Origin of the sequence: Kosmotoga pacifica (assembly GCF_001027025.1) — a bacterium.
In the GTDB taxonomy this organism is placed as follows: Bacteria; Thermotogota; Thermotogae; order Petrotogales; family Kosmotogaceae; genus Kosmotoga_B; species Kosmotoga_B pacifica.
On record NZ_CP011232.1, the window covers coordinates 1,672,772 to 1,695,223 of the forward strand.

Sequence of the window (22,452 nt, forward strand, 5' to 3'; positions counted from 1 at the left end):
TTGGTTGTACGTGAAAAAACTTTCTTAAAGAAGCGGGTCTGAGGTGAAGGAAAAGAAACGAACAACCTACAACCAACAACCAACAACGAATTTCATGCGGATCACAACAAACGGTGGACAGAGAACGAACAAAGCAGGTGAGAGTATGAGAATAGAAAATGACGGCCTTGGAAACATCGAAGTACCGGAAGGCGCATATTGGGGAGCTCACACCCAGAGGGCGCTGAAGAATTTCCCTATTACCAGAGAAAAATTTGATGAAGAGTTTATCAGGGCGTATGGCTATGTGAAGAAAGCCACCGCCTCTTTGAATGGTAAACTCGGCTTTCTAACGGAAGAAAAGTGTGAGGCTATCTGTAAAGCATGCGACGAACTCATCGCCGGGCAACTATCTGACTGGATCGTCGTGGATCCTCTCTCAGGTGGCGCTGGAACGTCGATAAACATGAATATCAATGAAGTCATAGCCAACAGAGCGACCGAACTCCTTGGTGGAAAGAAAGGTGAATATCTGGTACATCCACTGGACGATGTGAACATGCATCAATCTACAAACGATACCTTCCCTACTGCCGGAAAAATGGCGGTCATTGTTTTGCTTAAAGAGCTTGTTGTCGCAGTCGAGAAACTTCAGGAAGCCCTCCAGATAAAAGAGAAAGAATTCTGGAGTATTATGAAACCCGGCAGGACACAGTTGATGGACGCTGTTCCCATATCCCTCGGTCAGGAGTTTGGAGCGATGGCAGAGGCGATAAGCAGGGATCGCTGGAGACTCTACAAAGTCGAAGAACGCGTTCGTATGGTGAACCTTGGCGGAACAGCTATTGGCACGGGCGTAGCTGCCGATAGGAAATATGTGCTTTCTATTGTCAATGAGCTGAGAAACATCTCCGGAATAAGAATAGCTAAAGCGGAGAACCTCATCGATGCTACACAGAACATGGATGTTTTCGCGGAGATTCATGGCCTGCTGAAAGCCCTTGCGACGAATCTGCTCAAGATCTCCAATGACATAAGACTACTGGGAAGCGGTCCAAACTCAGCCATAGGAGAATTGAAATTGCCTCAGGTACAGGCTGGCAGTTCAATAATGCCCGGTAAAGTTAATCCTGTGGTGCCTGAATACGTAATTCAAATGTCTATGAGCGTAATGGCCCATGATGTTGCAGTAAATTTTGCCGTTTCTTCGGGAAACCTGGAGCTCAATGCTTTCGTGCCCTTAATCATTCACTATACCCTGAAGTCACTCAGGTTTCTGACCAACGCAGCCATGAGTTTGAAAGAGTATATCGTAAAGCTTCAGGCTAACAATGAGAAATCTCGTGAAAATCTCCTCAAGAGTGAAGCGGTCTTTACACCTATGATAACGGCTTACGGCTACGAGCGGGTGCAGCGGTGGATAAAAAAATCCCGGGAAGAAGGCAAAGACATCTGGGAGATAGCTGCTGAAGAAACCGGTTTAAAAATCGATGAGCTGAAACAAAAGCTCCTTGGTAAAAAGAGCATGGGGCTTGGTCAGTCTGAAAAAGGTTAAAACACCAGTGATAGATTCACGTAAGGCAAAAAAGCAGGCTGCTTGCCTTCAAGATCATAAACGATAGCTCCACCCAATTTTACTTTCAACCACGAAAAATACCAGCCGATTTCCGGATTCAGCATTGGCATAAACTTAAATCTCAAGCTCTCCAGAGCAGTTACCACCATAAGTCCGCTACTGAGCCGGTAGTAGAAGCTTCCAAACCTCTTCTGATAACCTGCGTCGATATCGAGAGAAACCATAAAAATAGAACCAGGAATGATGGGAGGAATAAGTCCCAACCTTGTGCTGAGACTGAGACCACCAGGAAAGGCATATATAATCTCAGTCGATAACAGATACATAAATCCTGCTCCAACATTGACTTCAAAGGTTCTATTCGCCAGGACACTTGTGAATTGTGTCAACAGGAATATCAGAACAAGAAGGGTTATGACCGCCTTTAGCATATTATCCCTTCTCTCTGTGATATGATAATTCTAATCCTTCCTGTCTCGATTTCGGATGTTTTAGAAGAGTGGCAAATTTTGCTATTATGAAAAAAGGTATAAAAAAGTGGGGTGAAATTTAATGGGGCTTGGCTGGCTTGATGTCAAAGCACTCTCATTCAACTGGCTGCTTATGCTTGAAAAAGAGCATGTCCTCTGGATTGCAAAAGAGAGCAATTATAAAGAAGCGCTTGGGACAGCTCTTGCGGCAAACCCTGTAGTGAAATGGTATTTCTGCAACCTGGCTCCGGAGAAAAGGGAGTTTTTCGAGAGAATAACGCAAGACAAAGAGCCATCTCCTCAAGAGGCGAGAGAAGCTGAAATCACCGTGATGGAAGCCATAAACGATTGGATTGTATACGTATTCAAACCGGAGCGTTACGATGAGCTCGTTTTTTTGAAATGGGACGATTCTGAACTAACCTCGATAGTCAATTTTTCTGACAGGAGGGTACTCGATATAGGAGCAGGAACTGGAAGATTGACCTTTGTAGCGGCAAAGGAAGCAAGGGTGGTTTATGCTATCGAACCAGTTGCCAACCTCAGGCGATACCTGAAAGAAAAAGCGATGAGACTCGATGTGAATAATCTGTATGTGTGCGATGGTGTGCTTACAGACATTCCCTTTGAAGACGCCTTCTTCGACATCACTATGGGCGGTCATGTTTTCGGAGACGAACCCGAAGAAGAATATAAGGAAATGCTCAGAGTAACAAAGCCCGGGGGACAGATCGTACTCTTTCCTGGAAACAGCGATAAAGACGACGAAATTCATAACTTTCTGATATCTAAAGGCTTTCAATGGAAGAGATTTGAAGAACCCGGTGATGGCATGAAAAGGGCGTATTGGAAGATTGCTGAGGACTGAGTCCGGTTAGGAGGATGGGATGAAACAATATTTATTTTTCTCTCTGGTTCTTATGTTGATACTCAGTGGTTGTGTTGCGCTCTTCATAACCAGTCCGATGGAAAAGATCCTCATAGCTGAAGTCGAAGTCAGGCCGCCGGTATTGAAATATTCGATAATAAGCACACTGGAAGAAATGTACTATGCCAATGTAGAGGCACCGGAAAAATGGGCAAGCTATTATACCGGAGTAAGTGAAGCTTCCAGGGCTCACTATCTCTGGTTACTCGATACCTACAACGCAATGAATCAGAAAATGCGAGAATATCTTGAAATTATTTTTCAAAATGTCCATCCGTGGCGCCTTATGAACATAGCCACCATGCTTTCCGATGACAGTACTGTGGAAGATCTTGTAAAGGTTTATAAGGGCGCTATTGTAGGTGCTAACAATCTGCCGGCAAGCGTCAGAGAAGCTCTTGGTGAACTTCTCCCATATTACTATACGAATTTTTTCAAAGATTACTTCGAAGAAAATGCGCCACTATTCGAAGATATAGCCAAAGAAATGACTGCAGAAGCGCAAAGTTATCCAAACCCGTATGAGTTCATTTCAGAAAACAGCGGGATAGAACTTGGAAAAAGCAAATGTCTGTTTTACTATACATTCAGAGAAGTTGGCGCGTATGGATTCAGACTCGATGAGCTGAGGATATCCACACTCCAGAGGGACGTTGACACCATTGAAAAACTATTTTTTACTCCTTTGCATGAATACACTCACGAGTTTTTCCAGACTTTTACTGGCTCGAAAGAGTTTAAAGAATTAGCAGAAGAGCTGAAGGAGAGAGATCCAGGTTTCTACGAATACTGGAACTCTGACACTGGTCTCAAATCTTCCTATTCCTGGCGAGGTTTTTGCGAAGAGAACCTCGTTGAGGGGTTCGCTAAGCTTCTTCGCGACAGATTTTATGGAAGCATTCAAGAACACAGAGCATTCTACTATTACGACATGGACTTCTACGAATATCTCAAGGCTATTGACTTTTCCCCGGAGAGAATGACGCTGGAAGAAGTGGCTCTGGAATTTTATAGGAGCAAGATGTGAATCATCACGAGTGGTAAAATCTATTGAGATGTTTCAGAGGGAAGGTGTGTGTCGTGCTGAGCTGGATTGTTGTTCTCATTTCACTTGTCACTGTTTTCATATTGTCGATCAGTGCTGCAAGACTTTACAGGGAACTGAAAAAGACCATCGCAGAGAAGTCGAAACTGGAGCTTTTACGTGAAGAAAACGAAAAGTTGAATGGCAATATAGAGGTTCTCAGAAGCGAAAATGAACAGCTGAAAATCGAAAACGCGAGATTCGAAGAACAGCTCAAATCCCTCGATGAAAAATTAAATTGGCTGGAAACCGCAAAGGCCGAATTGGAAAAGAACTTCAAAGCCCTCGCCAGTGACGTGACTGCAAAAAACACTGAAGACTTTCTCAATCAGGCTAACGATAAACTGAAAGGCCTCATAGAAAACCAGAAGACCGAGCTGGAAAAGCTTCTTGACCCGCTGAAAAACAATCTAGATACCCTCCAGAAGAATATCGTTGAGATAGAGAATAAGCGCGAAAAAGCATATGGTGGCCTGGAGAAACAACTTCAGGAACTGTCAAGAGTCCATAACGAGCTGCAAACAGGGCTGACAAAACTTAACAGCTCTCTGAAATCTTCGACATCACGGGGACGCTGGGGGGAATACCAGTTACGTCGTATTGTGGAACTCGCGGGCATGACGGCACATATAGACTTTGAAGAGCAGCAAACAAATGAATCGGGAAGACCTGACATGATTATAAAGCTGCCTAAAGGCGGAGAAATACCTGTAGACGCAAAAACTCCGCTCAATGCTTATCTTGAGGCAATGGAAACTCAGGACGAAAACCTTAGAGTCGAAAAGCTAAAGAAACATGTGAAAAGCGTAAAAGATACCATAAAAAGCCTCAGCGCTAGAGCCTACTGGGAACAGTTCAAACAATCTCCTGATTTCGTGATAATGTTCATACCAATGGAAGCCGCTGTAAGCACAGCCTTTGAAATGGATCCCTCCCTTCTGGAAGAAGCCATAAACAAGAAAGTGCTCATAACAACCCCCATAACACTCCTTGCGCTGCTGAAATCAGTGGCCTATGGCTGGCAGCAGTTCCAGCTCACAGAGAATGCTATGAGAATCGCTGAAGAAGGGAAGGAACTCTACAAGAGGCTCAGCAAATTTCTCGGTGAAGTGGAAAATGTCGGGAAGAAGATGAAATCCCTCGTACAAGCGTACAACACTGCCGTGGGTTCGCTAGAAGGCCGTCTCCTTCCGAAAGCACGTAGCTTTAAAGAAATATCTGGGATAGAAGAAAGTGAACCGAATATCCAACCTCTCGAGCTCGAGCCACGTCCCTTGAATGCGCCCGAACTGGGTGATGAAGACTAATAAGTTTCTTCGTAACTCAACACTCAAGAGTCTCTTTATTTTCATTCCGATACGGAGTCGTGTTTTAGAAGTTTTTTGGGAATTCCTTTTGAAGGATTCCACAAATCTACTGTCTTTTTCCCTTCGGGTTATATAATTAACTGACTCGAGGGGGAATTATTATGAGGAAGTTCCTGTTTTTAGCACTCCTTGTCTTCATCGGCCTTTCTTTGTTCTCGAACAGCACATGGATTCCTCTATTTCCAGAGCTTGCCAGCAGTCCACCAATCTGGCTGAAAGAAGGCTTGAGAATAAGCTTCTATGCGCTGACTGCTACTGTCAAACCCGGAGGCGGCTTGCCTGAAAACTCTGTATCCGGTGCCGGTATACTTCAGGTGGACATTGTTGCCCTTGAAGAGGGAAATGTAGCGATTTTGCAGACCTACTATCTCAAATCGAATGGACAGTACTTTCCTTCAATAGCATTTGGAGGGATAGAAAAATGTGGACTCAGTGATTACTGGATGAACCCTGCTGTTTTCAACCATCTGGACAGGTTTCGGACGGACAACTCTGTTGCGGCTGAAATGCCACTTCAAATAGGGGATAAAACTGTTCAGGCAGTGAGGATCGAATATACCACAGACAACGGAAAGAATGTATACACCTATGAAAAAGAAACTGGTATCCTTCTTTATTCTCAACTGAAGGTGCCCTCAGGCGGAAACGTCCAATCCAGCCACCTTCAGCTGATATCAAGCAGAGAACTTAATCTCCCGTGGAAAGGCGTTTCCAGAGAGGCTGGACTAGCTCCACCTACACGTTATAGTGGTGCAGTTTCTGTTAATATTCCTGGAACACCCCCGACCACCCTACCTCTTCAAGTGCAGGTTACAAAGGTATCCTCCGGCAAGAACTGGGATTTGCTGAAACTTACTGTCTCCCAGTATGGGTCCCTCCCTTCGGAAATATACAATGTCTGCGGAACGGCACAACTTAATGGACCTATGTGGATGCCAATAACCGCCCTAAATATGCTTCAACAGGGTCACATCCTCGACTATGATGAAATCACGAGGATAAAGACATCAGTGACTTTCAAGGGTGCGCTTGGTAGCGGATTATTGGTAGTGATCATCGAGCAAGCAGGAGATAATTTTGTTCAGGACTACGTATATGATATCGCTACCGGGAGACTGATATACTTCAAAATGCAGATGCCCAATGGACTTGGCTATAACATTACTGAACTGGAAGCTGTTCAGTAGACACCAGAATATTGAGAAAGAGCCGCGAAAAGATCGGTTATAGACTGCTCTTAAAGAGATTTGTGTGCTGAAAGAAGTACTCGATCTGCTCTAATATAGTAAACCTATAATAGACCTCTTAGGAAGAAATATGCTGAAAAACTTCAAGAAAGATTCCAAACTTTTTAATTTTGTTTGGTAAATGAATGTTGAATTGGATAAAATAAAAATATAAAAGGAATCGATAAATAGCGAATCCGATCGTAGGTGGTGTTTGATCGAATACTATAAATTTAATGTCTGAATCAAAAGTAAGATATTATAGATTTAGACATAGTACGAGATTTCGAGCCCGTGAGTGCTCTTATGTTGGTATGTCGAGAAGATCGAGATAGCTGTTAGAAAACGTGTTGAAGAAGGTAATAATGACACTTTAGAGGATTTATTTATGCAATGATTATGGCATATTTTTGCATTTAATTTTAGTGTAGGATGATGACTGTGAGTAGACATGAGAAAAGAGGTTTCACGCTTACAGAAATTCTTGTAACTTTACTAGTGTTTTCCATAACTTTTATAGCCATAATATCCCTCTATACCAGAACAACGGGGAACTCATTAAAGTTCCTCAACAGAGTTGATATTTATGGCAGGTTGTTTTCTGCCAACAATATTCTTCAAGCAGAGATTTTAAAAGCTGGACCTGATATTAAATACATTAAACTAGTGAGACTTGAGGGTGAAGAAAAATATAAGGGGTTACGGTATTCGGTTTTCATTCCACTTACTAAGACAAAAATCACTAAACAAGTGTATTTCAAAGATGGGCAGATAAAGGTCTGGGAAAAGAATTTCCAGGCATCAGATTTTTCCTCTGAAACTGTAAAAACCCTTGAACCAGCGGGTGCGAAGATTATAATGGCCACATCACCATTGGAAGATCTAGAAATCGAATTCACGTCCCTTGGGGCAAGGAGTGTAAATTACAGGATTACTATTAAACAGGGCGGCAAATCCAAGCTTGTACATGAATCGTCAGTTTTTCTTATAAACATGCGTTGATATTTCATCCCTTTTTTTGGAGTGATAGCTATGGATAGTAGAAAAAATGGGTTTAGTTTAATAGAAATGATGATCACCTTGCTAGTGGTTACAGTAATGATTGTCCTCGTTTCTCAAATCTACATATCCGTCAATTCTGCGCTGAACAAAGCCTACTCAAAGATGACGTATTTTAACGACGTAAAAAGAGGAATAACGGCTCTCTGGGCTTTTGATAGCGCAGGAGATCCTTCACAATATACTGACCTGACACTTTACGAGAAAAAAGAAGATTTTTTTCAGCAGTTGAAAGATGAAGGAATATCAAGTGAGATAATTGACTACTTATCAGATGTACTGGAATTCTGGCAGCTCACCATTGCAAAAAACAATGAAGTGTATCTTGCCGTAAAGCCGCTGGTTTCATGGCATTGAAGGGGGTACTTATATGAGAAAAAGTGGACTGGTTCTACCCCTTTCCGTCATTTTGATGGTATTTATCTCATTAATGGCTCTTACGCTTTTAAACACAACTTCTCAAAAGATGGAACTATTATTCAATAGAATAAATAAAGCTGAACTGCAATTGTATGCAGGCAATGTCTTCTTCACCAATTATTCTTATATTCAAAAGAAGTTCATGGATAACAGTTCATTGGTATTGAGCAATTATCCCGAGTACACTAAAGCCGCGACAACACCGGCTTTCTATAAAGAGTTTTTGAAATCCTTTAGTTCTGACACTTTGGAGAATCAAGGTTGGAAGGAACTTTTCAACGAGTTCAGTGACAGCGTGTTTTACATACCCGGAGCAAATCTCGAAGCCCTTTTTTCCAGACTTGCGAAAGGTTTGGACGTAAAACTGGTAATGATTCCACACAAAAATTTTCCCAGCACCCTTCTGACTGTGGTGAGAGTGAAATCCAAAAAAGCAACCACATATCTCTGGGGGCTCGTTGGTTCAAAATATTTCAGTAACTGGAGCAGGTTTGAACTCAAAAGCAACACCACGGCCATGTGGTTTCCCGGTTCTGTTTTGTATGGACCTACATTTTTTGGATCAGCCGGAGTGGGAAACGGTGGATTGAGGGCAGTTATGACGATACCACCTGATGAATCGAATATAAACGCTTACGGTCCTGTATTCAATGGTGAAGTTTGGTACGAAACATGGGACTTCTCCCTGCAATTGAATCCAGCGCTGGAAAAGCCAAGAAAACAGATTAGGGTAGATCAGGACGGGGATGGAAAGTACGAAACAAATCTCGGGAATAAGAACTATGTAGTTTATAACACCGGGGATGCTACATGGATATATGTAGATGGGTTCAAAAACGTTATTGAGGCCAATACAATCACCACCAAAGGAAGTTACCTGTATGTGAACGGGTCGGTCAAAGATTTCTTGCCCAATGGATATTCCGATGACTTTAACGCTAAATATCTTCCCTGGTTCCTTCCGGGAGGTGTCCGGAAGGTCGATCAGGACATGATGGCAAGATTGGAAACCAGGTTTTCTGAAATGGAGACCTATTATACTCAGAACTTTTCTAACATAACGCATCTCGAAGACATACTAGACGCTTCCTATCATGCGACGAGCGGGCTCCAGGAGAGTTACGTCAGCAACGGCATAAAATTCGAAGATACCACCAGATCCCTCGGCACAGGTAGCAGCATCAGTGAAACGGAAACCATTGAGAACATTACAGGCACCATCGATATTAATGATGTTCTTCTATCAATTGTGCCCGAAGTTAGAACTTGGCTGAACAGTAAAAACAACTACATTTTATCTGTGAAAAAGCAGATTGGGGTACCTTTAAATACAAATCCCCTCACAGAAGCTCAGGTTCAGAAATGGCTTGAATACGATGCTATTATCAATTTTCCAAATACCACTGTGGTTACTTCCCAGAAAAAGACTATCACCCAGCTTCAGCAGACAGGTTCGACCACGGTAAAAGATTTCGCTTCAAGCGTGAGTGTAAGTGCTGATGTCCTTACAGGAAGTGAAGTTGAGACCCTTCTGGCAACTAGCATGAACCTTTCACCTTTGAAAGAATACTCTGTCCTGAAAATTTCCTGGCCAAGGGAAATAACCATAGGTGGTTCCGGGCAGTTCAGGCAGAGAACAAGAACTGCAACCAGAGAGGCAATTGAGTACATAGAAACAACTAAAAACGTGAAAGTAACCTTAAAATGGTGGAAGTGGCGGTATAAAAAAGGTAAGTGGATTAAAAGGACGAAAACGTATTATACTTCAAAGAATTTTACCGTTACCGTACCAGTGAAAGTTAAAACGTGGGGTGATTGGGTCTACGGTGACTGGAGCGATTGGGAGATATTATCCGGGTACAGTAGCAAAAAGGGCTCGACTTATAATGCGAGCGTGGATTATTACGTAATCACAGACCCTAAAGAGTTCGATAAGCAATCCTTCGATTCTGTGGTCACATACAAGGTAAATTCCGAGGATGAGTTAATATACCCTTCCTTTACAGCGACGCCAGTAATGCTCACTCACAAAGGATTAATGATAGTGGACAACAACATAAGCATCGGTGGTTCGGGAATAAAGTATGGAGTAGGGAAAACGCTTGGCAGGGAAGCGACGGTTATAGAAGGCAAATTCACTATACTATCCAAAAACGGGAACATTGCCACAAATGGAGACATAATTTACCACGACTTGCTCTCAGATAGCACTTTTATGAGTTATGTGGATCAACCCGGAGAAGCCTTTGATCCCGACTATGACCCGAATGACTCAGCGTACGCAGTGAGTCTGGATGACATGCTGAATCTGGTTGCTGCCAATGGAAACATCTACCTTCCCTATGCAGCTACTTACGCTGACAGGATGAGGATAAAAAACATTAAGCTAACATCCAATATATTCGCTTTTGGAAAGGGAAATAGAGGAGAGATAAATATAGAAAAATACTACAAATACAATGTAAACATGGGGTACAGACATATTTTTGGAACTATGGTGTCCAGAGACAACAGCGCAGCCGGCACTTCTGGATGGTATGGTGAAAGCTACGGCTTCAGGAGCAGGAATTATTATGACGAAAGGCTGTATGGAAACGAAGACATGCCTTTCGGTACGCCGGAGTCGAATCTCTTACAGGCAATGGGAATAGGAATGAAATGATTCCCTATTAATCCCGTTATCTTCCGGGACGCTATTGACTGTGGATATGTTTGATGCTTCCGATAAGGAGATGGAAAAATGAGGAACCTCCTCATTTGGATATTTCTTCTTACAGCCGTTATAGTTCTCTCAGAATCTGCAACTGAAACCATTCCATCACTCACTTCTGAAGGTACACCTTTGTTACAGGTGCATTTTATAGATGTTGGGCAGGGTGATTGTACATTGGTCATCTCTCCTGAGGGGAGCACTATGCTAATAGATGCGGGGCTCAACAAAGAATTCGAAACAGTGATGAAGTATCTGAAGACCCTTGGGATTTCGAATATCGATATTCTTATTGGAACGCACCCGGATCTCGACCACATCGGAAGCCTCGATGAAATAATTGACAGCTTCAAACGTTTTTTCAGGATCTATATTCCGCTGTATGCTAAAGATACAAAAGCCTTCAGGTACGTAGTTGAAGCTATACTTAACAATGACCTTCAAATTACTCCGGCTCTGGGTGGTTATTATATCCCCTTTGGTTCTTTAGTGACGTTACAGATCGTTGCACCAAACAGCCTTGAGTATGACAACGCCAACGATTACAGTGTGGTGGTGCTTCTTCGCTATGACAAAATAGCCTTCCTCTTTCCCGGGGATGCCGAAGTGACTTCAGAGAGGGAAATGCTCCAGAAAGGGTACGATCTGGATGTAACAGTCCTGAAACTCGGGCACCACGGGAGCAAGAGTTCTTCATCCATGGAGTTCCTCAAAGCCATTTCACCGGAATGGGCTGTGGCAAGTGTTGGGAAAGGTAATCGCTTTGGACATCCGGCAGTTGAAACTATCGAAAAGCTACAGGAATTGAACATAAAACTACTCAGAACTGACGAGCTGGGAAACATCGTTATGCTCAGCGACGGGGCAACAATTACCATTATCACCGGGGAGCTCGAAAATGTAATTCATGAAATTTCTTCAATCTCCTTCTCCGCAACAGCTCCACCAAGCGAAACCGCGGGGGTTCACTAAATCGTTGCACTATATGCCCCGGCATGAGAACAGGCGCGAATTTTCACCTCTGCGTAAATGTAATCACCCATCGTTTCGGCTTTCAAACAGCTCGATAGCCTCGTTAATCTTATTCAGAACATCTTCAACACCGATGTCTTCGTCATCATCAATGCATTCACAGGGTGCGAGGTTGTTAAATAGCGTCTTCAAGAAGGAAAAAGGTCTGTTCAAGAATTCGGGCGGAAAGCAACCAAGCTTTCTCGCGAGACTTACAAAGAAGCCATCGGCGTCGTACCCCCTGACAAAATAAGCATATTTCCCTTCCTGCAAAAGCTTTTCTTGAATGTGCTCTTCTGCTGGTTTGTCTCTATACCCCACCCAATAAAGTCTATAATCGAATTTTGGAAAACTGGCGAGGATATCAAATACAGGATCGTTCCTGCCACTGTATCCCACGACGATCCACACTCTGCCCCGGCCAGTGTCCTGAATAACTGGTTTTATCCTTTTCGAATGCTCGGTGAATTCTTCAGAAGTGTTTATAAGTTCAAAGCCCGTTCTCTGGCCGTGGAGGTAAAACACGGATTTCTCCGGGATGTAATCTGGTTTGAAACTATTGCTGGCTGTGAGGTCGTAGACAGCAGGGAATTCATTCAGCAGAGCGCAGGCTTTTATCAATAGCGGATCGAAGTTTGTGGTCAGGATTCTATCTACATATCCTGATTTCATGAGCTGTGCCATGATGATGTGAGCCCAGTTGATTTTTGTTTCTTCAGTGAAGTTGGCTATCAAATCGCGACGCTCTCCGGGAGCGAGTTCACTCATACAGGCCGAATAGTTCTTTTTTGGCGCTCTGTTATAGTCTTTGGGACGATCTCTCCTGATAATATCCACAAACTTTTCAGCTGTCGGAATACCTGCCTGAGCCGAACAACCCGTGCCAATCAAAAGGGCTGCTTTCTTTCCATAGATTCTGGCGTTTTTCAGGGTCTCGACGACATCATCCAGTGTTCTTTCAAACTTTTTATAATCCATTTCCCCACTCCTTCTGGTTCTTCCATTATAGACTTTTTTGTTCAGTCCTTGTTTCCCCGCTCTTTAGAGCTATAAAACTACCTTTAGAGACACCAATATACCCACTGACCACTTCGCATTTCGTCATGAGGAGAAAGTATAGTTCTCGATCGAGTCCACTCAGGCTTTCAAAATTTCCCTGGCCCTTGGAAATGACAACTTCGGAGCTGTACAGGATTTCTTTAAACTGCGGAGTGATCCTATCGAGCAGTGTACCCGGTGCATCGGAACCGCTTTCAACAACTGTCGCCACTTTATCGAGACCTATGAGTTTTGCCTCCCGAAGGGTAACATCGTTCAACACGGGAGCACTTCTCACAGCATAATATTTGACAGGTACATCGATCAGTTCGAGAAATAACTTGTCCAGAACAGCTTCACCGCAATTGTCTCCTATCAAAAGAACGCTCTTAGCTCTTCTCAACTCTTCAATAAGCTTATCCAAATGGTTTATTGCAAAAGCTGTTTCAGTGGAATCTTTTAGGGTCTTCATAATGTCTATCTGGTGTCCTGGCGCGAAATCTATGATGTTTCCGGCAACTGAGAATCTCAATGCTGTTTCAATAGGATCAGGTGATTTCAGGATCTCAGTTTTCAGCTCGTCATACATAGAAAGCAGTAGCTTGTTAGCAGAGTCTTTTATCTCGCGGTAGAGGTCCACTTCACCAAAGAAATTCATTATAACGTCTTTAATCTCTCTCCCCATGTGTACAGGGGTCATTTCAAAGGTTTCAAGCTTCAACAACCTGTTCATATAGCTTTTCACGGCTTCTTCTTGTTTCTTAGAATCGATGTTTGCTTTCTTTAAAATGCGTATCAGAGAATTGATATTACAAGGAATGCATTCGATAGAGCTTCTCACAAAATCCCTCCTTACTTTTTTCTCAATTTTAGCATCGAAAGAAATAGAGGTTTGTATGGCAGTATTTCCTCTATGAAACAAAATAGGTTATGATAACTATAAATGAACCGATAGCAGGAGGAGAATTATGATAGATCTTCACGTGCACACGCGCTTTTCACCAGATGCTGAACCAACTATTGAAGAAGTCGTAAAAGCGGCTGCGGAAAAGGGTGTCGAAATACTCGGTATAAGCGACCACTACGAACTTGGCCCCACACTGGAAGAAGGGGACAACTTCGGTGATCCGTTGCTCTACCTCGAAGAGATAGAACGAGTATCGAAGGAATATCCTCTCAAAGTGCTCAAAGCCGTAGAACTCGGTATTCAGAGCTATACAGACAACTCCATTTTGAATGGGGCTTTTGATTATTTCATCTACTCAATTCACGAAGGCCCGAATTTTCCAGATGTTACCCAACCAAGCAAACTGTGGAAAGCCTATTTAGAAGAATCAATTGCGGCTGTGGAAACTCTTGATTTTCCCGGATTTTTCGGGCATCTCGATTTCCTGAGGCGTTACCTCCCCGATTATGTCCCTCTCGAGCCCTCTCCGCTACTGGACGAGTTGTTAAAACTTTTGGTAAGAAAGGATCTGGGGCTTGAAATAAACACTTCCGGATTGAGAAAGGAATTCAAAGAGGCACATCCGCAGCGCTGGATTATCGAAAGATATCTTTCCTTTGGCGGAAAGTATCTGACTATTGGCTCAGATGCTCATAGAATAGAAGATCTCGGAAAGGGCTTCATTGAAGCTCTTAGAATCATAAAGTCCCTGGATGTGAAGGAACTCTTCTACTGCGAAGAGGGCAATTTCGTACCCGTACCGGTGGAGAGCTTCCCGCTATCTTTTTGATGCTCTATAATAGAAGCATTTAATCATGCAAAGGTGGTAGCATGGTTTATTTTTATCTTGGTATAACACTGTTGTTCTTTTCTTCTATGGAAGTGATTTCAAAACCTCTTGAGGAGGGGGAACATGTCGAAATTCATAGATTTGACGAGAATTATCGAAAATGGAATGGCTGTATATCCCGGCGATGACAAGACGATTCTACGGCGGTCAAGACAACTTGACAAAGACGGTTACAACAACCACAGGCTTGAAATAAGTATGCACAGTGGTACGCATATCGATGGCCCTATGCACATGACAAATTGTGAAAAGCTTATTCTGGACTTCCCGTTAGAAACCCTGATCGGGGAAGGCGTTGTGCTGGATGTTAGGAACCAGGAGGTGATAGAGCTTAAAGAAGAGTATAAGTCTACTATAAGGGAGGGAAGCATCCTTCTTCTCCATACCGGGCGCGACAAAAGCTTCGGGACAAAAGAATATTTCTTAAATAATCCTGTTGTTTCAAAGGAATTTGCAGAATTTCTCGTAGAAAGAAGAATCAAAATACTGGGGCTTGATTCACCCTCCCCAGACAGGTACCCCTTCGAAATTCACAAAATACTATTTGCAGGCGGTGTACTCATTGCCGAAAACCTTACAAATCTCGACAAACTGCTTGGCGTAGATGCCTTTGAAGTGATAGCCCTTCCGCTCAGAATAAAAGCCGATTCTTCCATCGCCAGAGTGATTGCTCGCGTGGCGGAGTAAGATTAAAACTTGGCCTCTTCGTAGCATTTCTATTTAGTATTTGATCGCTACGATGTATTTTGATATCCTGCTGTTCAGTCTCACGGGATAGGTATATCCCATATCCTTTGCTACTCCCACGACAAGATGGTGCAGATTACAAGATCGTTTGCAAAATAATGATTAAATCAGAAAAGACAAGCGTCTATTTTGTTGAACTCAATTAGACAATCGCAGTCTTGTGCCTGTATAATTAAACCAAATTGACTAAAATCTGAAGGGTGATCGCGTGGCGTATCTGTTCCTCGCAATAACGCTGTTGTTCTTTTCTTCCATGGAAGTTGTATCAAAACCCCTTATGGGGTCTATTGACCCATTTTTTCTTACTTTCTTGAGGTTCTTCCTCGGAGGTTTGTTCCTTCTACTCTTTGTGAGAAAGAGGCTCGCTTTTAGAGAAATCCTGCTTCTTGCTGCTCTTGGTTCTCTGAACTCCATTGTTTCCATGACGCTGTTACAGTTGTCTGTGAAATATGGAAATGCTTCAACTGCTGCCACCCTTGTATCCACCAATCCACTGTTTGTGTCGCTTTTTGCTTTCATAGCGCGAGAGAGATTAACCAGAAGGAAGTTTTTCGGTATTTTGCTTGGGCTTATTGGAATAATCATCTTTGCCTATGGCAGAATAGCCGGGGATACCATCTTGGGTATACTTTTTGGCGTGTCGGCATCCATTACTTTTGCACTATATTCTGTAATCATGAAAAGGTTCCTCGTGAAGCACGGAGCTCTTGTGAGCACCGCCTATTCCATTTTCTTTTCCAGTCTTATATATGCTTTGTTGCTGATCGCCACAAATAGATTTGTCTTTCCAGAGTTTTCTCTGACAGGCTGGTTAAGCGTCCTTTATCTTGGAATAGGGGTCACCAGTGTCGCCTATCTCACCTTTTTCAAGGGAATGGAAATCCTCGGTGCTGCAACAGCAAGTAGAATCTTCTATCTAAAACCAATTGTCTCAACAATATTTGCTGTCGTGTTCCTATCGGAAGGATTTGGACTGATGAAGCTTATTGGTATGACTATTGTGCTCATTTCGCTGCTGCTGTGAGTAAGAATCAGTTCGTTTATTTCTAATCAACTTGATAACTGGAATATACCTATTGTAATTGATTTCGCTTCTATCACCTCAGGATACTATAATATTAATGGAAACAAATAAGTAAGTATTGAACCAAAACAAATGAGCTCATCGTGGTCTTTTTGCTATTGAATTTGGCTAAGGTGAAATAAAGAGGGGGATGGAGCAATGAAGATTTTTCTGGATACTGCTAATCTGGCCGAAATCAAGAAAGCTGTTGAGTGGGGAATCATCGACGGTGTGACAACCAATCCCACGCTCGTCGCAAGGGAAGGAGCGGTTTTTGAAGAACGGATTAAACGAATTTGTGAAGTTGTGAAAGGCCCTGTTTCTGCTGAGGTTACAGGTCTCGATTATGATTCTATGGTTTCTGAGGCAAGAGCGCTTTCGAAGCTGAGTGAACACGTAGTTGTTAAGATTCCCATGACCCCTGACGGTGTTAAAGCCGTTAAAACTTTGAGTGATGAGGGAATAAAAACCAACGTCACCCTAGTATTTTCCACTTCACAAGCCATTCTTGCCATGAAAGCAGGGGCAACTTATATCAGTCCTTTTGTCGGCAGGCTGGATGATATTTCAAATGATGGGATGAAGATAGTCCAGGAAATCATGAAGGTTATAGATAACTATGGGTTTAAGACAGAAGTGATTGTTGCGAGTGTGCGCCATCCGATGCATGTTGTGCAAGCCGCCCTCATTGGTGCGCATATCGTTACTACCCCATTCAAAACACTTGAAGCACTTTTTAAGCATCCGCTCACAAATATTGGTATTGAGAGATTCATGAGTGATTGGCACGAGTACAGGAAAAAGTTGACAGGAGAAAATAACGATATTGATCCAGAGAAATGAAAGGGCTTCGAAATGCATAAATGAAAACCCCCTTCACAAATAAAACGGGAGCTTTCGCTCCCGTTTTTATTTGGGGGGGTGTATGGGGTTTATCTCTGACAGTTTCCAGGTCCGTAGCTGCCTCTGCTGCCGAAATTGCCACGTGCTGGTGCGTTCCTGAAGTTACCCTGTTCTGGTGCATTCTGGTAGTTCCCTCTGCCTCTGGGGGCATTCTGGAAATTGCCTCTCGCTCCATGGCTCCTGCCGTGGGATTGTGCCTGATTCATCATCCCGCCTCTCATCCAGGCAGGGAAGCCCTCGTCTGTCCTCAGCACTATCTCCGTTCCGTCTATCGTTATCTTCGAAGGTACCACGAAGCTCTCTTCATCGACCGTCACGAGCTTACCCTCGATAACGACACTCTGTCCCTCTGCGAACTCTATGCCAGAGTACATCCAGATGGGGCCCGTGTGTACTTCCACGATACCGTCTGCCGTCTCCACTTCGATTTCCATGGGCATGTATTCGACTTCGATGATGGTGCCTTCTATTGTAGTGTCTTCACCGTTGGAATAGATGTCGTCGCAGTCCTGATGGAGAGGTTCGAAGTCCTCGTTGGCCCTGTACATCATGTTGCCCCTCGTCTCCGGTGCTGCCTGGTCGTTCCAGTGTGGACCGAAAGCGAAGATACTGACGCTGAGAACGAGAACTGCCACTAATGTCGTTACAATGATACCCTTTTTCATGTTTTCCACCTCCGTTGGGGAATGTTGATCTTCACCACTATGATAGAGGCTCTTCCTTAGAACAAACTTAGACCTCCCTTAGAGTTAGCTTAGAAATCCTTTGAAAACTCTACAAAATTGAGGAATGAATGACTATATTCGTTATCCATCCCTTCTAATCCCTGATAATGCCTTTTCACCGGGTATTGTTATGGGCCTTTCAACATTTATAATGAAGATAGTTAATTCACTGAAGAAAGAAAGTGATGACGTGAAGAGAAGAGGTTCGAAGGATCTAATTAAGGAAATTAACGAAAAATTGATACTGAAGACTATTTATGAACACAAAAAGATTGATAGGGCATCCATAGCAAAATTTACCGGGCTCAGTCCCGCAGCAGTAACCAAGATAACAGCAGAACTAATAAACAAAGGTATGGTACTTGAAGCAGGTTCTGCTGAATCTTCAGGTGGAAGAAAACCTATATTGCTTTCTCTTAATCCCGAATTTGGCCAGTTTCTTGGAGTGAAAATCGGAGTTGGATATGTTGAACTGGTTATAACAGACTTTACAAGCATGATTGTTGAAAGCACCAGATGTGAAACAGAAAGTTCCGATCCTGAGGTAATAGTCAATGTAATTAAAAATTGTTGGGATAAGTGCAGGCGAAAAAAACATGCAAGATTACTTGGCATAGGTGTTGCTGTGTCTGGTGTTGTTGATTCGAAAGAAGGAATAGTGCGGGATTCATTTTTGTTAGGTTGGAGAGATGTGCCGATTGCTTCTCTATTGAAGGAAGTATTTAAATGTGAAGTTCTTGTGATGAACGATGTCGATTCATTCGCGATGAGTCATTTGTGGTTGGGAAAAGCGAAAGACCACTCTAACACCGTTGTGATTACGCTTGGTGTTGGGATCGGTGGTGCCCTGATTATAGACGGGAAAATTCACAATGCAAAGGGCGGTGTCGGGGAGATTGGCCATATGACCGTCGTCAAAGACGGTGCAAAATGTACGTGCGGAAGCAATGGCTGCCTTGAAGCCGAAGCTTCGTTCGAGGCATTAGCAAAAAAAATAAGCTCTATTACCGAAAGCAAAAAACTTAAAGAGCTATACAAATCAGTTAATCAATCAGAGAGCTCTGAGATTGAGTATTTAAGGGAAGCGTTGAAAAGGGATAGAAACGCGTTTAACCGTGTTTTTGAAGAGTATGCTGTGCTTGTTGGTATAGCTCTGAAGAACATTATAAATATGTTGGCTCCAGATTATCTGCTTATTGGTGGCGAAGCCCTCGAATTTCAGGAAAAATTTCTCAACAAAGCTATCCAATATGCCCGGAAAAATGCGTTTGGGAAATTGGGGGAAAAGGTTATGTTTAATGTTGACGACCTGGGAGAAGTAGCATGGAACCTTGGGGTAATTTTTGTACTTATGGATAATCTTTTTCTCACTACTTCTCACAATGAAAGTCGGTGAACTCAGTGAAAAGAAAAGGAGATTTAAAATACCTTATCTTCTTTTTGACTCCAAGCTTGATATTCCTGTTTCTTTTCCAGATTCTTCCTATAACCTATTCATTAGTGCTGAGCTTTATGCAATGGAACATAAGGACTCCTGCCGTGTGGATAGGGCTGGGTAACTATGCAAATCTATTTCATGACAAAGAGTTTTGGTTATCTGTGTGGCATACATTCCAGTATATTTTGATGTATGTTCCATTAGTTATTATCGGCGGAATGATTTTAGCTTTGTTGGTTAATAAAAAGATTAAGTTTCAAAATTTCTTTAAAGTATCTTTCTTCATTCCGGTTATTTCTTCATGGGTCGCAGTATCACTTATTTGGAAAGGCTTGCTAAATCCGAAGTACGGTTTTATAAATCAAATTCTCTCATGGTTTGGTATTCAGGGTCCTGCATGGCTCTTTGATCCTAAGTGGGCTATGACCGCCATTGTTTTTGCCAGTGTATGGAAAGATGTTGGATTTATCATGGTAATTCTTCTTGGGGGTCTTAGCAACATACCAAAGCATTTATACGAAGCCTCAGTAATAGATGGAGCTACACCCTGGAAACAGTTCTGGAGAATCACCTTACCATTGCTTACCCCAACATTATTTTTTGCTTTGATGATCACGCTTATCAATTCGTTCCAGATTTTTGATCAGGTATGGATAATGACAAACGGAGGACCTGCGGGAGCTACTTCCGTTATTGTTGAGCGAATCTATAGAAATGCTTTCAGTTATTCAAAAATGGGATATGCTGCGGCAATGTCCTGGATTCTTTTTGCGTTAATCTTTGGCATATCTTTTCTACAAAACAGATATCAAAAGAAATGGGTGTTTTATTCATGAAAGCAAAAAAGATTGTTCTGTATGTTTTGCTATTTGCTTTTGCAATAACCACATTACTCCCTTTAGTATGGACAATATCTACATCACTAAAGACCAGATATGCCACGCTTAAATATCCTCCCGAATTTCTACCAGATGAGGTATCTTTTTCAAACTACACAACGATTTTTAACAAATATCCCTTTGGGAGATTTCTGTTTAACAGTTTTCTGGTTACCTTTTCAACTGTATTTCTCCAGGTTGTTGTTGCAGCCATGGCGGCTTATGCTTTTGCGAGATTTGACTTTAAATGTAAAGAATTACTGTTTATGTTCTATATAGCCACGTTGATGTTTCCTTTTCAGGTTAAAGCTATTCCCTTATACCTTATAGTTAGAAGTTTTGGTTGGATCAACACATATCAAGGTTTAATTCTCCCCAAGGTTTTTAGTGCTTTTGGGGTTTTTCTGCTTCGACAGTCTATTCTATCCACTCCAAAAGATTATGATGAATCAGCAGCGATGGATGGCGCAAATCACATCACGATTTTTTTGAAGATTATTCTTCCACTTAATAAAGGGGCATTAGCGACATTGACTATTTTTGCATTTATGGATTCCTGGAATGATTATCTCTGGCCACTGATTGTGACTACTACTCAAGAAATGATGACAATCCCACTTGGGTTAGCGAGCTTGCAAGGAAGATGGACAACACAGTGGAATTTAGTCAGTGCCGGTACTGTTGTAAGCATTATTCCCATTTTGATTGTTTATATCGTTGCTCAGAAGTGGTTTATTGAGGGCATTTCAGCAACAGGATTAAAGGGTTAATCAAACAGGAGGTGTGAGGTATGAGAAAAGTTCTTCTTTTGGCGCTTGTAATGTCATTATTGGTTGTAGCTCTTGGGGCGACAAAGATAAGTTACATGACATTCTCAGCTGTCCCAAATCATGAAGAAACTTTGAAAGAAATCGCCAAGGCTTTCGAGGCGCAGAATCCAGGAATACGGGTGGATCTGATATTTGTACCATGGAGCGACTATTTTTTGAAGTTGTCCACGATGTTTGCAGGAGGAACTCCACCTGATGCGTTCGAGATCAACTACGAGAATTTTGTGGAATATGCAGCAGATGGACTTCTAATGCCCCTGGACGGATTAAACGAAAGCTACCGGTTCAAAGCAGCTGAAGTGTTTTCCGAAAAGGCTTATAACGCTTTTTCTTACCAAGGTAAACAGTACGGATTCCCTGAAAGCTTTTCCACAGTGGTTCTTTTCTATAACAAGGAACTCTTCGACGAAAAGGGTGTAGAGTATCCTTCACCTGATTGGAGCTGGATTGATGAATTCAATGCTGCTGTGAAATTAACGGACAAAGAAAAGGGAATATGGGGAGTCTATCAGCCAATACAATTCTGGGAATATTACAAAGTTATCGCTCAGAATGGAGGAGCAATATTCAACAGCGAAAATGAAGTCACAGTAAATAATATCGCTGGAGTAAACGCACTGAAATGGCTTATAGACAAACCAAAATACGGAATCATGCCGTCGGAAGAAGAAGCTGCCGGCCTGAGTTCAGAGGATCTTTTTGTCATGGGAAAGCTCGCAATGGTCCATACGGGAATATGGTTGTTCAACAAATTTAGAGAAGAGGCACCATTTGAATGGGATATAGAAGTTGAACCCGGAATGTCCACAAAGGCGACTCATTATTTCGCGAATGCAGTTGTTGCTTCTGCGGGCACTCCACACAAAGAAGCAGTGTGGAAATGGTTAAAATTCCTTACCACTGATGAATACAGCGTAAAAATAAGAATTGAAAAAGGTTGGGAATTGCCAGCAGTCAAGGATCCTGATCTCATAAGTGAGTTCCTCAAGAGTGATGTCGCACCGAGAAACAAAAAAGCCATTTTTGATTCTCTTGAATGGGCTATCGTACCACCTGTCGTTAAAGGTTGGAGTGCCCTTGCAGATGTTGTGAATAAAGAAATCGATGCAGCAAAATTCGGGATGAAAAGTCCTGAAGAAGCTTTAAATGACTTAGCAGTGTTGTTAAAGAGCAAGATATCTGAATAAAGGGAGTTGAAGTTTTC

At 42.5% G+C, this 22,452-nt stretch carries 21 protein-coding genes; 17 read left to right on the plus strand and 4 right to left on the minus strand.

The window, feature by feature from the left end; all coding sequences use genetic code 11:
• Nucleotides 1–145 precede the first annotated feature (145 nt).
• The gene (locus IX53_RS07840) at nt 146–1,534 is read left to right on the plus strand and encodes an aspartate ammonia-lyase (RefSeq protein WP_047755555.1); all 1,389 of its coding nucleotides are present in this window, start codon (nt 146–148) and stop codon (nt 1,532–1,534) included.
• Here the strand turns inward: IX53_RS07840 and IX53_RS07845 are convergent.
• Nucleotides 1,531–1,986, minus strand: a complete 456-nt coding sequence (locus tag IX53_RS07845; protein ID WP_047754872.1) for a hypothetical protein — start codon at nt 1,984–1,986, stop codon at nt 1,531–1,533. The genes IX53_RS07840 and IX53_RS07845 overlap by 4 nt on opposite strands.
• Nucleotides 1,987–2,107: 121 nt before the next feature.
• On the opposite strand from IX53_RS07845, the gene IX53_RS07850 reads away from it, so the two are divergent.
• From IX53_RS07850 to IX53_RS07885, 8 genes are all read left to right on the plus strand, one after another.
• Nucleotides 2,108–2,893, plus strand: a complete 786-nt coding sequence (locus IX53_RS07850) for a class I SAM-dependent methyltransferase (protein ID WP_047754873.1) — start codon at nt 2,108–2,110, stop codon at nt 2,891–2,893.
• Nucleotides 2,894–2,912: 19 nt separating this feature from the next.
• Nucleotides 2,913–3,980, plus strand: coding sequence for a hypothetical protein (locus tag IX53_RS07855; protein WP_047754874.1), 1,068 nt, complete (start codon nt 2,913–2,915; stop codon nt 3,978–3,980).
• A 53-nt stretch (nt 3,981–4,033) separates the two neighbouring features.
• Complete coding sequence (locus IX53_RS07860; RefSeq protein ID WP_245612706.1) at nt 4,034–5,344, plus strand: DNA recombination protein RmuC; 1,311 nt, start codon at nt 4,034–4,036, stop codon at nt 5,342–5,344.
• A 161-nt stretch (nt 5,345–5,505) separates the two neighbouring features.
• Nucleotides 5,506–6,591: a hypothetical protein gene (locus IX53_RS07865; protein ID WP_047754876.1), complete on the plus strand. Its 1,086-nt coding sequence runs from the start codon at nt 5,506–5,508 to the stop codon at nt 6,589–6,591.
• A gap of 480 nt (nt 6,592–7,071) precedes the next feature.
• Nucleotides 7,072–7,632: a type IV pilus modification PilV family protein gene (locus IX53_RS07870; protein ID WP_047754877.1), complete on the plus strand. Its 561-nt coding sequence runs from the start codon at nt 7,072–7,074 to the stop codon at nt 7,630–7,632.
• A 30-nt stretch (nt 7,633–7,662) separates the two neighbouring features.
• Nucleotides 7,663–8,046: a PulJ/GspJ family protein gene (locus IX53_RS07875; protein WP_047754878.1), complete on the plus strand. Its 384-nt coding sequence runs from the start codon at nt 7,663–7,665 to the stop codon at nt 8,044–8,046.
• Nucleotides 8,047–8,059: 13 nt separating this feature from the next.
• Nucleotides 8,060–10,771 (plus strand): hypothetical protein, encoded by a 2,712-nt coding sequence (locus IX53_RS07880; protein WP_047754879.1) that lies wholly within the window; start codon nt 8,060–8,062, stop codon nt 10,769–10,771.
• Nucleotides 10,772–10,849: 78 nt separating this feature from the next.
• The gene (locus IX53_RS07885; protein WP_053001257.1) at nt 10,850–11,791 is read left to right on the plus strand and encodes a ComEC/Rec2 family competence protein; all 942 of its coding nucleotides are present in this window, start codon (nt 10,850–10,852) and stop codon (nt 11,789–11,791) included.
• Between the two features lie 63 nt (nt 11,792–11,854).
• Here the strand turns inward: IX53_RS07885 and IX53_RS07890 are convergent, their stop codons facing one another.
• Together IX53_RS07890 and IX53_RS07895 are read right to left on the minus strand one after the other, a co-directional pair.
• A complete protein-coding gene (locus tag IX53_RS07890) occupies nt 11,855–12,808 on the minus strand; it encodes an SIR2 family protein (RefSeq protein ID WP_053001258.1) in 954 nt (317 codons plus the stop codon).
• A 25-nt stretch (nt 12,809–12,833) separates the two neighbouring features.
• Nucleotides 12,834–13,709, minus strand: coding sequence for a damage-control phosphatase ARMT1 family protein (locus IX53_RS07895; RefSeq protein ID WP_047754880.1), 876 nt, complete (start codon nt 13,707–13,709; stop codon nt 12,834–12,836).
• A 127-nt stretch (nt 13,710–13,836) separates the two neighbouring features.
• Here IX53_RS07895 and IX53_RS07900 point away from each other — a divergent pair, with 127 nt between their 5' ends.
• The 4 genes from IX53_RS07900 to fsa all read left to right on the plus strand — a co-directional run bounded on the left by IX53_RS07900 (nt 13,837) and on the right by fsa (nt 17,317).
• Nucleotides 13,837–14,604, plus strand: a complete 768-nt coding sequence (locus tag IX53_RS07900; protein WP_047754881.1) for a histidinol-phosphatase HisJ family protein — start codon at nt 13,837–13,839, stop codon at nt 14,602–14,604.
• A gap of 123 nt (nt 14,605–14,727) precedes the next feature.
• The gene (locus IX53_RS07905) at nt 14,728–15,351 is read left to right on the plus strand and encodes a cyclase family protein (protein WP_047754882.1); all 624 of its coding nucleotides are present in this window, start codon (nt 14,728–14,730) and stop codon (nt 15,349–15,351) included.
• A gap of 268 nt (nt 15,352–15,619) precedes the next feature.
• Nucleotides 15,620–16,435, plus strand: a complete 816-nt coding sequence (locus tag IX53_RS07910; RefSeq protein WP_047754883.1) for a DMT family transporter — start codon at nt 15,620–15,622, stop codon at nt 16,433–16,435.
• Between the two features lie 198 nt (nt 16,436–16,633).
• Nucleotides 16,634–17,317, plus strand: coding sequence for a fructose-6-phosphate aldolase (gene fsa / locus IX53_RS07915; RefSeq protein WP_047754884.1), 684 nt, complete (start codon nt 16,634–16,636; stop codon nt 17,315–17,317).
• 89 nt (nt 17,318–17,406) lie between these two features.
• Here fsa and IX53_RS07920 read toward each other — a convergent pair whose 3' ends face one another.
• Nucleotides 17,407–17,928 (minus strand): hypothetical protein, encoded by a 522-nt coding sequence (locus IX53_RS07920; protein ID WP_179944392.1) that lies wholly within the window; start codon nt 17,926–17,928, stop codon nt 17,407–17,409.
• A 238-nt stretch (nt 17,929–18,166) separates the two neighbouring features.
• Here IX53_RS07920 and IX53_RS07925 point away from each other — a divergent pair, with 238 nt between their 5' ends.
• From IX53_RS07925 to IX53_RS07940, 4 genes are read left to right on the plus strand one after another with little or no spacing between them, the layout of a single operon-like run.
• Entirely contained in the window at nt 18,167–19,498 is a 1,332-nt protein-coding gene (locus IX53_RS07925; protein WP_082128528.1) for an ROK family transcriptional regulator, read from the plus strand.
• Nucleotides 19,495–20,376 carry a carbohydrate ABC transporter permease gene (locus tag IX53_RS07930; RefSeq protein WP_047754887.1) on the plus strand — a complete coding sequence of 294 codons (882 nt, stop codon included), beginning with the start codon at nt 19,495–19,497 and terminating at the stop codon, nt 20,374–20,376. The genes IX53_RS07925 and IX53_RS07930 overlap by 4 nt, the downstream gene beginning before the upstream one ends.
• Nucleotides 20,373–21,188 (plus strand): carbohydrate ABC transporter permease, encoded by an 816-nt coding sequence (locus IX53_RS07935; RefSeq protein ID WP_047754888.1) that lies wholly within the window; start codon nt 20,373–20,375, stop codon nt 21,186–21,188. The genes IX53_RS07930 and IX53_RS07935 overlap by 4 nt, the downstream gene beginning before the upstream one ends.
• 20 nt (nt 21,189–21,208) lie before the next feature.
• Nucleotides 21,209–22,435 (plus strand): ABC transporter substrate-binding protein, encoded by a 1,227-nt coding sequence (locus IX53_RS07940; protein ID WP_047754889.1) that lies wholly within the window; start codon nt 21,209–21,211, stop codon nt 22,433–22,435.
• The last annotated feature ends 17 nt before the right edge of the window (nt 22,436–22,452 follow it).